The sequence below is a fragment of the Motiliproteus coralliicola genome (genome assembly GCF_003345655.1).
Classification (GTDB): domain Bacteria; phylum Pseudomonadota; class Gammaproteobacteria; order Pseudomonadales; family Balneatricaceae; genus Motiliproteus; species Motiliproteus coralliicola.
The window spans coordinates 293,648-305,170 of record NZ_QQOH01000004.1 but is presented as its reverse complement, the minus strand read 5'-3'; the positions used below and the strand labels follow the sequence as shown (position 1 = coordinate 305,170).

12 protein-coding genes are annotated in these 11,523 nt (G+C 59.4%); 4 read left to right on the top strand and 8 right to left on the bottom strand.

What is annotated here, in order from left to right; genetic code table 11:
* Nucleotides 1-7 precede the first annotated feature (7 nt).
* Both ftsY and DV711_RS19710 read right to left on the bottom strand, forming a co-directional pair.
* Nucleotides 8-1,369 carry a signal recognition particle-docking protein FtsY gene (gene ftsY / locus DV711_RS15375; RefSeq protein WP_114696605.1) on the bottom strand — a complete coding sequence of 454 codons (1,362 nt, stop codon included), beginning with the start codon at nt 1,367-1,369 and terminating at the stop codon, nt 8-10.
* 1 nt (nt 1,370) lies between these two features.
* Entirely contained in the window at nt 1,371-1,499 is a 129-nt protein-coding gene (locus DV711_RS19710; RefSeq protein WP_279386520.1) for a hypothetical protein, read from the bottom strand.
* Nucleotides 1,500-1,658: 159 nt separating this feature from the next.
* Here DV711_RS19710 and DV711_RS15370 point away from each other — a divergent pair, with 159 nt between their 5' ends.
* Nucleotides 1,659-2,801: a hypothetical protein gene (locus DV711_RS15370; protein WP_114696604.1), complete on the top strand. Its 1,143-nt coding sequence runs from the start codon at nt 1,659-1,661 to the stop codon at nt 2,799-2,801.
* Between the two features lie 48 nt (nt 2,802-2,849).
* Nucleotides 2,850-3,503 (top strand): 16S rRNA (guanine(966)-N(2))-methyltransferase RsmD, encoded by a 654-nt coding sequence (gene rsmD, locus DV711_RS15365; RefSeq protein WP_114696603.1) that lies wholly within the window; start codon nt 2,850-2,852, stop codon nt 3,501-3,503.
* A 217-nt stretch (nt 3,504-3,720) separates the two neighbouring features.
* On the opposite strand, the gene dnaJ is transcribed toward rsmD, so the two are convergent.
* The 3 genes from dnaJ to grpE all read right to left on the bottom strand — a co-directional run bounded on the left by dnaJ (nt 3,721) and on the right by grpE (nt 7,798).
* Complete coding sequence (gene dnaJ, locus DV711_RS15360) at nt 3,721-4,848, bottom strand: molecular chaperone DnaJ (protein ID WP_114696602.1); 1,128 nt, start codon at nt 4,846-4,848, stop codon at nt 3,721-3,723.
* Nucleotides 4,849-5,134: 286 nt separating this feature from the next.
* Nucleotides 5,135-7,069, bottom strand: coding sequence for a molecular chaperone DnaK (gene dnaK / locus DV711_RS15355; RefSeq protein WP_114696601.1), 1,935 nt, complete (start codon nt 7,067-7,069; stop codon nt 5,135-5,137).
* 96 nt (nt 7,070-7,165) lie between these two features.
* On the bottom strand, nt 7,166-7,798 hold the full coding sequence (gene grpE, locus DV711_RS15350) for a nucleotide exchange factor GrpE (RefSeq protein ID WP_114696600.1): 633 nt from the start codon (nt 7,796-7,798) through the stop codon (nt 7,166-7,168).
* A 183-nt stretch (nt 7,799-7,981) separates the two neighbouring features.
* Here grpE and recN point away from each other — a divergent pair, with 183 nt between their 5' ends.
* Nucleotides 7,982-9,640 (top strand): DNA repair protein RecN, encoded by a 1,659-nt coding sequence (gene recN, locus DV711_RS15345; RefSeq protein ID WP_114696599.1) that lies wholly within the window; start codon nt 7,982-7,984, stop codon nt 9,638-9,640.
* A gap of 164 nt (nt 9,641-9,804) precedes the next feature.
* Here recN and fur read toward each other — a convergent pair whose 3' ends face one another.
* Nucleotides 9,805-10,224 (bottom strand): ferric iron uptake transcriptional regulator, encoded by a 420-nt coding sequence (gene fur / locus DV711_RS15340; protein WP_114696598.1) that lies wholly within the window; start codon nt 10,222-10,224, stop codon nt 9,805-9,807.
* A gap of 104 nt (nt 10,225-10,328) precedes the next feature.
* Between fur and DV711_RS15335 the strand changes: the two genes are divergently transcribed.
* A complete protein-coding gene (locus DV711_RS15335) occupies nt 10,329-10,721 on the top strand; it encodes an outer membrane protein assembly factor BamE (RefSeq protein WP_114696597.1) in 393 nt (130 codons plus the stop codon).
* Nucleotides 10,722-10,761: 40 nt separating this feature from the next.
* Here the strand turns inward: DV711_RS15335 and DV711_RS15330 are convergent, their stop codons facing one another.
* Both DV711_RS15330 and DV711_RS15325 read right to left on the bottom strand, forming a co-directional pair.
* Nucleotides 10,762-11,064: an RnfH family protein gene (locus tag DV711_RS15330; protein ID WP_114696596.1), complete on the bottom strand. Its 303-nt coding sequence runs from the start codon at nt 11,062-11,064 to the stop codon at nt 10,762-10,764.
* Nucleotides 11,065-11,086: 22 nt separating this feature from the next.
* A complete protein-coding gene (locus DV711_RS15325; RefSeq protein WP_114696595.1) occupies nt 11,087-11,518 on the bottom strand; it encodes a type II toxin-antitoxin system RatA family toxin in 432 nt (143 codons plus the stop codon).
* Nucleotides 11,519-11,523: the final 5 nt, after the last annotated feature.

Sequence of the window (11,523 nt, the reverse complement as noted above, 5' to 3'; positions counted from 1 at the left end):
AAGGAACCTAGTCGCGGGCGAACAGTGCCTGGATAAACTCATCGGCATCGAACGGCCGCAGATCGTCGATCTGCTCGCCGACACCGATAAAGCGAATCGGCAGATCCAACTGCTTGGCGATCGCGAAGATCACCCCGCCTTTGGCGGTGCCGTCGAGTTTAGTCAGGGTAATCCCGGTGACACCCACCGCGTCGGTGAACAGTGCCGCCTGGCTCAGCGCGTTCTGGCCGGTTCCGGCATCGAGCACCAGCATCACCTCATGGGGCGCGGTGTCGTCCAGTTTGCGCGTCACCCGAACGACCTTCTCCAGCTCGGTCATCAGGTGGGCTTTGTTCTGCAAACGTCCGGCGGTATCGGCGATCACCACATCGACGCCCTTGGCCTTGGCCGACTGGACCGCATCGTAGATCACCGAGGCGCTGTCGGCGCCGGTATGCTGGGCTACCACCGGCACATTGTTGCGCTCGCCCCAAACTTCCAGCTGCTCCACCGCCGCTGCACGGAAGGTATCACCGGCCGCCAACATGACTGACTTGCCTTCGGCCTGGAAGCGCTTGGCCAGCTTGCCGATGGTGGTGGTTTTACCCACCCCGTTCACGCCAACCATCAGGATCACATAGGGCTGCTTGCTGGAATCAACCTGGAGCGCGCCGCTGTGTTCGGACAACAGCCCCGCCAACTCCTGCTGCAACGCCTGGTAAAGCGCCTCGGCATCACCAAGCTGCTTACGCGCCACCCGGTCGGTCAGGTTTTCGATGATTTCGGTGGTTGCCTCGACCCCGATATCGGCCAGCAGCAACTGGGTCTCGATCTCTTCGAGCAGATCGTCATCGATCTCCTTGGCGCCCAGGAACAGATTGGCCAGACCATCGGTCAGATTGGCCTTGGTGCGGCCCAGGCCCTTCTTAATCCGATCAAACCAACCCGACTTGGGCTGTTCGGCTGACGCCACCGGTTCCGGCTCGGGCGTGGGTTCCGGCTCAGGCTCAGGCTCAGGCTCAGGCTCAGGCTCAGGCTCAGGCTCAGGCTCAGGCTCAGGCTCAGGCTCAGGCTCAGGCTCAGGCTCAGGCTCAGGCTCAGGCTCAACAAGAGCTTCCGCTTCAGAGCTGGATTCCGCTACCGGCGGGTTCTCTTCTACCGACTGAGATTCTTCTAGCGGCTTTGGCTCTTCTGCCGACTGAGACTCTTCTTCCGGCTGAGGCTCTACTTGAGTCGATTGATCGCTGGGCTGCTCAGAGGATGGCTCCGACTTCGGCGACAGCTCTGCACTCTGCTCCTCGGCCGCCTGCTCATCCGCTACCGCCTCGTCAGCGGCCGGTTTGGCCTCTTCGGCTCCGAACAATCGCTTAAATTTACTCGTCCAGCCCATATTAGTTATCCGCTCCATTATCCGAACGGGTTAACCAGTAAGCCCCCGCCAGCGAAATAACCAACGCCAGCGCCCCCATTACGTAGGGAAATATCTCGGGCCCACCTAGAGCCTGAACCAACCCGTTCATCAATTCAGATCCACTTAAATTCAGATACGCTTGCCCCGGGACACATCGTCGCAAAACGGCAAGCCAAACAGCGGCAAATGTTACCACAGTTCTGCGCCGCTGTTGCTGACGCAAGCGCTTGCTGCGGTTAGACTTCTAAGCCTGTTTCAAGGAGTGGCAATGAAGCCCCACAAACCCCTGTTCAGCCGCCGCCAACTCAACCTGATCATCATCGTCTGCGTCGCAGCGGTGGCGCTGCTGTCGATCGATACCAATCCCTGGCCGGACTTCGAGCGTCGGCAGCTGGACGGCGTGGTGCTGACCCACCTGAGCGACGCCGAGCAACCGGCTCAACTTCGACTCAGCTTCGCCCTACCCGACCCCGGGCTGCAGATTTCGACGGCGGCGCTCTTACTCAACGAACTGCTGCAACAACGTTTGCAACAATCCGGCTTGGCGGCACAGTGGCAGCTGCAGCCCCATCCGGACCGACTGACCCTGATCCACACCCCTGCCTCTGCTACCGGCCTGAATGATCGGCTTGCCCAGCTGCTGAGCGCGCTGACAGCGCCGTTCAGCCCCGAGCAGCGCCAGCAGCAACTCGATCTCGAGCAAGCCCGTCGCCACCTGCAGCGCGACCAACAGAGCCGACTGCAACGGCTTGATCGACAACTACGGGGCGAATCTGGCCTACCGACAGCCCAGGCGCTGGAGACTTTACAGCAACAGCTGTTCAATCAGGCCAATCTGCGACTTGCACTGCGCGCATCCGAAGTCGACAGTTGGCAGCCGCCCATTCAATCCTGGCTGACTCAGCTGCCGCCAGGCCAACCCTGGCCTCCTGCCGAAACTCGCACCGAACCGATAGCCGCCGCCGTACCCTGGCAGTCCTTGCCGGGCAGAAACCAGGACAGCTTTACCCAGGCGCTGCTCCACAGCCGAATCCTGGCCGGACTCAGCGAGCAGTTCCAGATCCAACAACTGAGCAGCACCCAACGCAGCTGGCGGGTCTGGCTGCCCAGGCACAGCGATGCCAGCCTGCCAGGCCAGCTGCAGTCGATTCAGCAACGTCTGAACGGAATGAAGGACTGGGAGGTACGCCAACTGGCGGAGCAGATCGGTGAACAGCTGGAAGCGCTGCCCCAGCGACCGGACGCCCTGCTGGAGCAGCTGGAGGTGATCGCCTTCTACGAGCTGCCATTGGATTATCTGCCCCGGTTTGAGGCTACAATAGCGAACCTTGATGGGGCGGCTTTGCGGCAACGGCTGGAAGCCGAGTTAAGTCCCGAGCGCTTCGGCAGCGAAACACTGACCAAGCCTTAACCACAAGCCCTATCCATCCACGACAGCCAGTTAAAAAGCGATTCTGATATGCCCCGACGCCCGTCAAAACCCGCCGCTTCTCGCCGCCGCTCACGCCCCAAAGGGCCGGGACAGTCTGCCAAAGCCAAGACCGGCCAGCAGCGGCTGCGGATCATCGCCGGGCGCTGGCGCGGCCGTAAACTCGAATTCGCCGACCTGCCGGGGCTTCGTCCCACCACCGACCGAGTCCGGGAAACCCTGTTCAACTGGCTGCAAACCCAACTACCGGGCGCACGGGTACTGGATATGTTTGCCGGCAGCGGCGCACTGGGGTTGGAAGCCCTGTCACGGGGCGCATCCCACCTAACCCTGGTCGATACAGCCGCCGCGGCGGTGGATCAGCTCAAACAGAACCTGCGCCTGCTCGATGCACTGGACGATTCCACCCTCGTACAGGCCAGCGCCACCAGTTGGCTGCAACAAGCCTCCAGTGAGCCAGGCTACGATCTGGTCTTCCTGGATCCGCCCTACGGCAAGGGGCTATTGGCCGATTGCTGCGAACAGCTGAACCAACGCCAACTGATCCGCCCCGGCGGCTGGATCTACGTCGAAGCCGAGTCCGAGCTGCAACCACTACCGGTACCCGCCAACTGGCGCCTGCATCGCCAGCTCAAAGCCGGCCAGGGCAGTTGCTATCTGTATCAACTCGACGACGATCAGTAACTCAGCGTCGCTCTCAACCAAAAGCCATCCATAAAAAACGCCCCGGTAGCTAAGCTAGCGGGGCGTTTCATTTAATGCGGCTTTCACTCAGCAGCACTGGCTTGGGTCAGTGCGTTAGGGCTAGGCAAAAACGGGTGAAAAAGCGGAGTTTACTGATTGTAAATGAGCATTTTGAACCCGTTTTTAACGACGCCATAACGTGCTGAAACAGTCAGGGCTAGATATCCTCGAAGAACTTCTTCACTCCGTCGAAGAAGGTGGTCTTCTTCGGCGAGTGCTTCTCGTACTTCTCATCCAGGGTCGACTGGAACTCACGCAGCAGCTCTTTCTGACGGCTGTTGAGGTTGACCGGGGTCTCGACCACAACCCGGCACATCAGGTCACCGGTGGCACCACCGCGAACCGGCGGCACACCGCGGCCACGCAGGCGGAACATCTTGCCGGTCTGGGACTCGGCCGGCACCTTCAGCTTGACCCGACCATCGAGGGTCGGTACTTCGATCTCACCACCCAGGGCGGCATCGACGAAGCTGACCGGCACCTCACAGTAGAGGTTACGGCCATCGCGATCGAAGATCGGATGCTGACGCACCGACACCTGCACGAACAGATCGCCGGATGGACCGCCGTGGGAGCCGGCTTCGCCTTCGCCGGCCAGACGGATCCGGTCACCGGTATCCACTCCGGGCGGGATCTTGACCGACAGGGTCTTGGTCTCTTCGGTGCGGCCACGGCCGTGACAGTCGGTGCACGGATCGCTGACGATCGAGCCTTCGCCGTGACAGGCCGGACAGGTCTGCTGGACCGAGAAGAAGCCCTGCTGCATCCGTACCTGACCCATGCCACCACAGGTGCCACAGGTTTTCGGTGAAGTACCCGGCTTGGCACCGGAACCGTTACAGGTCTCACAGGCGACCTGGGTCGGAATCCGGATCTGCTTTTCGACACCGCGAACGGCCTCTTCCAGATCCAGCTCCATGTTGTAGCGCAGGTCCGCGCCACGCTGGACGCGGGAACGACGGCCACCACCGCCGCCTCCGCCGAAGATGTCACCAAACACGTCGCCGAAGATATCACCGAAACCGCCGGCGCCAGCACCGTGGCCACCGCCCATGTTCGGGTCGACCCCGGCATGGCCGTACTGATCGTAAGCCGCCTTCTTCTGGGCGTCGGACAGCACTTCGTAGGCCTCGTTGGCCTCCTTGAACTTCTCCTCGGCCGCCGAATCATCGGGGTTCCGGTCCGGATGGTACTTCATCGCCAGGCGGCGATAGGCCTTTTTGATGTCACGGTCGGAGGAGTCGCGGGAGACCCCCAGCACTTCGTAATAATCGCGTTTGGACATAGCTTTTTGCTCGTTGAGTGTGGTTTAAACCACCACTACCAACTTCAGGCTGGAGAAAAGCGTCACGAACGAAGGTTAGACAAGGCAAAAGTCGGTGAGAAAGCGCAGCTTACAGGCTGGTAAGTGAGCATTTTGAACCGACTTTTAACGCTGTATAACCGAGTGCAGTAGCTTTAATTCTGCCTGAAGGTCAGATACAGCAACGCGGGAGACTTGCCCCCGCGCTGGTTTGACAGTCGGACTGCCGCGTTCGCGACAGCCCGCTTGTCATCAAGTCAGTAACGACTTACTTCTTGTTGTCGTCTTTGACTTCTTCGAACTCGGCGTCGACAACGTCGTCAGCCTTGGCGGAGTCGGCATCCTGTGCCTGCTCAGCACCACCAGCAGCCTGCTCGGCCGCAGCCGCGTCGGCGTACATCTTCTGAGCCACACCGGAGACCGCTTCGGTCAGGGCGTTGGTCTTGGCTTCGATGTCGTCCTTATCGTCACCCTTAACGGCTTCTTCCAGCGCAGAGATGGCCGCTTCGATGGCTGCTTTCTCTTCGTCGGTGGCCTTGTCACCGGCTTCTTCCAGCGTCTTCTTGCTGGTGTGGATCATGCCGTCGGCCGCGTTACGGGCACCGATCAGCGCTTCGAACTTCTCGTCCTCGGCAGAGTGCGCTTCGGCATCGGCAACCATCTTCTCGATCTCATCGTCGGACAGACCGGAAGAGGCCTTGATCACGATGGACTGCTCTTTGCCGGTGGCCTTGTCCTTGGCGGACACGTTCAGAATACCGTTGGCATCCAGGTCGAAGCTGACCTCGATCTGCGGCATGCCGCGCGGTGCCGGCGGGATGTCGGCCAGGTCGAAACGACCCAGGGACTTGTTCTGAACCGCTTGCTTACGCTCACCCTGAACCACGTGGATGGTTACCGCGGTCTGGTTGTCGTCGGCTGTAGAGAATACCTGCGACTTCTTGGTCGGGATGGTGGTGTTCTTCTCGATCAGCGGAGTCGCCACGCCACCCATGGTTTCGATACCCAGGGTCAGCGGGGTAACGTCCAGCAGCAGCACGTCCTTAACTTCACCGGACAGTACCGCACCCTGGATGGAAGCACCCATGGCAACGGCTTCGTCAGGGTTAACGTCCTTACGGGCTTCTTTGCCGAAGAACGCTTTAACTTTTTCCTGTACCAGCGGCATCCGGGTCTGACCACCGACCAGAATCACGTCGTCGATCTCGGAAGCGCTAACACCGGCGTCCTTCAGCGCCTGGGCGCAAGGTGCCAGCGAGTTTTCAACCAGCTCTTCAACCAGAGATTCCAGCTTGGCGCGGGTTACCTTGACGTTCAGGTGCTTAGGACCGGAAGCGTCAGCGGTGATGTACGGCAGGTTCACGTCGGTCTGCTGGCTGGTGGACAGCTCAACTTTGGCCTTCTCGGCCGCTTCTTTCAGACGCTGCAGCGCCAGCGGGTCGTTGTGCAGGTCGATGCCGGACTCTTTCTTGAAGCTGTCGGCAAGGTACTCGATCAGACGCAGGTCGAAGTCTTCACCACCCAGGAAAGTGTCACCGTTGGTGGACAGCACTTCGAACTGGTGCTCGCCGTCAACTTCGGCGATCTCGATGATGGAGATATCGAAGGTACCACCACCCAGGTCGTAAACCGCGATGGTGCTGTCGCCACGGTTCTTGTCCATACCGTAGGCCAGTGCGGCGGCAGTCGGCTCGTTGATGATCCGCTTGACGTCCAGACCGGCGATCTTACCGGCGTCCTTGGTGGCCTGACGCTGAGAGTCGTTGAAGTAAGCCGGTACGGTGATAACCGCTTCGGTGACGGCTTCACCGAGGAAGTCTTCGGCGGTCTTCTTCATCTTCTTCAGGGTTTCGGCAGAGATCTGCGGCGGAGCCAGCTTCTGATCCTTGACGTTAACCCAAGCGTCGCCGTTGTCGGCTTCGATGATGTTGTACGGCACCATTTTGATGTCTTTCTGGACCACGTCGTCTTTGAAACGACGACCGATCAGACGCTTGATGGCGAACAAGGTGTTGTCCGGATTGGTGACCGCCTGACGCTTGGCCGACTGACCGACCAGAATTTCGTTGTCGTCGGTGTAGGCGATGATCGACGGTGTGGTGCGATCGCCTTCGGCATTCTCGATAACTTTCGGCTTTTCGCCGTCCAGTACCGCCACGCAGGAGTTGGTGGTGCCCAGGTCAATACCAATTACTTTACCCATGTTTTGCTCCAGTCTTGCTTAGCCGGCCGTCCAGATAGGGTGCTGACCGCCGGCTTGAATTCAGTTAATGCCTATATAGGTACGTTTCGCAGGGATTCAAGCCTGCTCGTCGATTTTTGGTGCATCCGGCTTCTTGGCACCGCCTTTGGATACCATCACCATCGCCGGGCGAACCAGACGACCGTTGAGCAGATAGCCCTTCTGCATCACGTGCAGCACGGTGTTGGGTTCGACGTTGTCGTTTTCGACCATCGACATCGCTTGATGCAGCTGCGGATCGAAGGGCTCGCCCTGCGGATCCACCGGCTCCATGTTGAACTTCTTCAGCGCGTTGACGAACATGCTCAGGGTCATCTCAACCCCTTCACGCAGTGTTGCCACATCGGCCTGGTCGTTCTGGGACGACTCGATACCGCGCTCGAGGTTATCCACCACCGGCAGCAGCTCTTCGGCGAACTTCTCCAGCGCGAACTTGCGCGCCTTAGCCACGTCCTGCTCGGCACGACGACGCATGTTCTGCACGTCAGCCTGGGCACGCAGCACCTGCTCCTGCGCTTCGGCCAAAGCCTGTTGAGCCTGTTCCAGCTCCTGCTGCAGCTGCTCAGCGCCTTGGTCTTGCTCGCTCTGCTGCTGGGCCTCAACTTCGGCGGCTGTCTCCAGCTCAACCTCTACGGTGGATTCGGGCTGCTCGATTGTCTCTTCAACCGGAGCCTTGTCTTCGTTCGCCATCTACGCCTCCAACTCTCGTTCAGACGGTCAAAATCATTACTGTGGCCTATATGGGGATAACCGCGCGGCTTTCAAGGCCAAAAACAAGGCTAAAAATTCGTCTCGCTAAGATCGCTGGCGAGATCAAAAAAAGTACTGTATAAATAACCATGAATTCGACATCCGTTATCTCCGGAGATGACCATGCTGACCCACCTGAGCATTCGCGACTTCACCCTGATTGAACAACTCGATATCGAGCTGGACCACGGCATGACCGTCATCAGCGGCGAGACCGGCGCCGGCAAGTCGATCATGCTGGACGCGCTGGGACTGGCGCTCGGCGATCGCAGCGATTCCGACATGGTGCGCCACGGTAGCGAGCGGGCCGAGATCTGCGCCAGCTTCGATCTGAGCCAACTGCCCCACGCCCGCGCCTGGCTGGAGACGCAGCAACTGGACCAGGGCGATGACTGCATCCTGCGCCGGGTGGTCGGACGCAACGGTCGCTCGCGGGCCTACATCAACGGTCAACCCTCGCCGCTTGGCAATCTGCGCGCCCTGGGTGAGCGCTTGATCGAAATCCACGGTCAGCACGAACACCAGAAGCTATTGAAGAAAGAGCACCACCGTCTGCTGCTGGATGGCTTCGGCGGACTGGAACCGCTGGCCTCCGAGGTGGCGCAACAGTTCAAATCCTGGCAGCAGTTGCAGCAGCAACTGGAGCAGTTGCGCAACCGCAGCGACGAACAGAACGCCCGCGAACAGCTGCTGCGCTATCAGGTACAGGAGCTGGACCAGCTGGCCCCGGAGCCGGACGAACTGCTGGCCCTGGAGCAGGAACAGCAACAGCTGGCCCAGGCCGACAACCTGCTGCTCAACGGCGAGGCCGTGCGCCAGCAGCTTAGCGAGAGCGATAACGGCAACTGCGTCAGCCTGCTGAATCACAGCCTGCAGCAACTGGCCGAACTAAACCTGAGCAACGACAGCCTCGACAGCGTCAACGAGATGATCAACAACGCGCTGATCCAGGTGGAGGAAGCCTCCCGCGAGCTGGGCCACTACCTGGATCGGGTCGAGCAGGACCCGCAGCGACTGCAGCAGGTCGAAGAGCGCCTGGGGCTGTTCTTTCAGATCGCCCGCAAACATCGGGTCGAGGCCGATCAACTGCCGGCCCTGCACCAGCAGCTGGCCGATGAGCTCAGCAGCCTGAGCCTGGGCGACGAGGCGCTGGAGCAACTCGAAGCCCGCTGCCAGCAGGAACAGGACAGCTATCAGAAACTGGCCACCAAACTCAGCAAGCAGCGGCTCAAGACCGCCAAGCAACTGCGCGATCAGGTCAACGAGCAGCTCAAGCAGCTGGGTATGCCCAACAGCCGCTTCAACCCCGAACTGACCCCGATCGAGCCCAAGGCCCAGGGGATAGACGAGATCGAGTTCCTGATCAGCACCAACCCCGGCCAACCGGCCAAGGCGCTGAGTCGGGTCGCCTCCGGTGGCGAACTGTCACGGATCAGCCTGGCGATCCAGGTGGTGACCGCCCAAACCTCGGACACCCCGGTGCTGGCCTTTGATGAGGTGGACGTCGGAATCGGCGGCGCCATCGCCGAAGTGGTCGGACGACTGCTGCGCGAGCTGGGTCAGCGCTGTCAGGTGCTCTGCGTCACCCACCAGCCCCAGGTCGCCTCCCAGGGCCACCATCACCTGCAGGTCAGCAAGCAGACCAGCCGCGGCAGCAACAAAACCCGGATCCGTCAGCTCGACAGCGACGACCGGATCCAAGAGATCGCCCGGATGCTAGGTGGTATCGATATCACCCAGCGCTCGATCGACCACGCCGAAGAGATGCTGGCGCTGCACTGATCCTTCAGCACAGAACCACCAGTTCTCTACCTTCAGCGCCGTGACTGGTGATCAGTGCCCGGGACCCAGCGCCAGCGACCACTGATAAGCGCTACCGATCAGGCATAAAAAAAGACCAGCCTCAGGCTGGTCTTTTTTAACGATTACAGCAGCGTTGCGGCTACTTAATCTTTGGCATCCTTGTGTTCACCGTAGAGGTAAATGGTTCTGTCGGTGACGGTAAAGCCCATCGATTCGGCGATTTCATTCAGCAACGCATTCAGGCGCGGATCGCTGAACTCTTTGACCAGACCGCTCTTCACACAAACGATGTGATCGTGTTTCTCGTCGTCGGCCAGTTCGAACACCGAATGACCACCTTCGAAGTGGTGGCGCACGACCAGACCTGCGGCTTCAAACTGGGTCAGTACCCGGTAAACGGTGGCCAGACCAACGTCTTCACCAGACTCCATCAGGAGCTTATAGATATCTTCCGCACTGAAGTGATCACCTTCGCCGGCCTTCTCCAGAATTTGGTAGATTTTTACCCGGGGAAGGGTAACTTTTAGGCCTGCTTTGCGAAGTTCTTGATTCTCTGCACTCATGATTAATTCTTTTACCGTTTTTCTAGTGTCACTAACTTGCGCTTAGCTCGTCAGGAAGAATGGGTTATCATCCTGCGTCTCAGTTTGATTGAAGCCGTAAGCTAATGCAAAAAAATCTTATTTCCACCTTGGCTCTAACTACCGCTCTGATCAGCCTTAGCGGCTGTTCGTCCATCGAGAGTTACATCCCCGAAGGTGGCTTCTTTCCCGGCGTACACAAGATCGATGTGCAGCAGGGCAACCTGATCACCCAAGAGATGGTTAACAAGCTCAAGCCGGGCATGACCCGCAGCCAGGTTCGTTACATCATGGGATCGCCGATCGTCACCGACACCTTCACCCAAAACCGCTGGGATTACTTCTACAGCCTCAAGCCCGGCTACGGTGAACTCGAGCAAAAACGGCTGACGCTGTACTTTGAAGACGACAAGCTGGTTCAGATGGATGGCGACTACCGTCCGCAACCCCAGGCCGACACCACCGCCGAGCCGCAATAAGCCTCGGCGGATCGAGACTTTCTAGTCTTTAGACGGCTGTCTAGTCTTTATCCTGCTTCGCCGCTTTCATCTTGGCGGCGCGGTTGGCGCGGGCGGTCTTCGGATCGATAATCAGCGGCCGATAGATCTCCACCCGCTGGCCTTCCTTGAGCAACTCGGTTTTCGGATCCCGCACCGCCTTACCGAAGATTCCCATCGGAAAACTGTCCGGATCGATCTGCGGAAAGTACTCCACAATCCGGGAACGGATCACCGCGTCATAGATGGTGCAATCGTCTTCCACCTTCAGGGCGACGATCTTCTGCTCTTCGGGTAGCGCGAAGGCCACTTCCACATTGATCATGTTGATACCTGCGGGCTGAAACTCAGCCGTAGCGTTTATCGGCCTGGGCGCAGAAGGCGTCCACCATCGCAATCGCGATCTGGTTGAACACCTTACTCATCGCCATCCCGGCCAGTTTGCCTTTGAAATCGAAGTCCAGCTTCAGGTTGACCTTGCAGGCCTCGTCGCTCAACGCGGTGAAGTGCCAGTAGCCGCTCAGGTTGGAGAACGGCCCTTCGACCAGCTCCATCTTGATCGTGGTCGGCGCCTCCAGCGAGTTACGGGTGACAAAGCTGTACTTGAAGCCGCCTTTGGCCACCTTCAGCTTCGCCACCATCTGCTCTTTGGCCTGCTCGATGATCTCAGCGCCGCTGCACCAGGGCAGGAACGACGGATAGCTCATCACGTCGTTCACCAGCTCGTACATCTGCTCTGCGGAGTGCAGAACCAGGGCACTGCGATCAACTTGAGTCATAGGGC

Coding starts and splice junctions, on each gene's coding strand:
- ftsY (WP_114696605.1), bottom strand. CDS start 1,369: ATGGGCTGGACGAGTAAATTTAAGCGATTGTTCGGAGCCGAAGAGGCC.
- DV711_RS19710 (WP_279386520.1), bottom strand. CDS start 1,499: ATGAACGGGTTGGTTCAGGCTCTAGGTGGGCCCGAGATATTTCCCTAC.
- DV711_RS15370 (WP_114696604.1), top strand. CDS start 1,659: ATGAAGCCCCACAAACCCCTGTTCAGCCGCCGCCAACTCAACCTGATC.
- rsmD (WP_114696603.1), top strand. CDS start 2,850: ATGCCCCGACGCCCGTCAAAACCCGCCGCTTCTCGCCGCCGCTCACGC.
- dnaJ (WP_114696602.1), bottom strand. CDS start 4,848: ATGTCCAAACGCGATTATTACGAAGTGCTGGGGGTCTCCCGCGACTCC.
- dnaK (WP_114696601.1), bottom strand. CDS start 7,069: ATGGGTAAAGTAATTGGTATTGACCTGGGCACCACCAACTCCTGCGTG.
- grpE (WP_114696600.1), bottom strand. CDS start 7,798: ATGGCGAACGAAGACAAGGCTCCGGTTGAAGAGACAATCGAGCAGCCC.
- recN (WP_114696599.1), top strand. CDS start 7,982: ATGCTGACCCACCTGAGCATTCGCGACTTCACCCTGATTGAACAACTC.
- fur (WP_114696598.1), bottom strand. CDS start 10,224: ATGAGTGCAGAGAATCAAGAACTTCGCAAAGCAGGCCTAAAAGTTACC.
- DV711_RS15335 (WP_114696597.1), top strand. CDS start 10,329: ATGCAAAAAAATCTTATTTCCACCTTGGCTCTAACTACCGCTCTGATC.
- DV711_RS15330 (WP_114696596.1), bottom strand. CDS start 11,064: ATGATCAATGTGGAAGTGGCCTTCGCGCTACCCGAAGAGCAGAAGATC.
- DV711_RS15325 (WP_114696595.1), bottom strand. CDS start 11,518: ATGACTCAAGTTGATCGCAGTGCCCTGGTTCTGCACTCCGCAGAGCAG.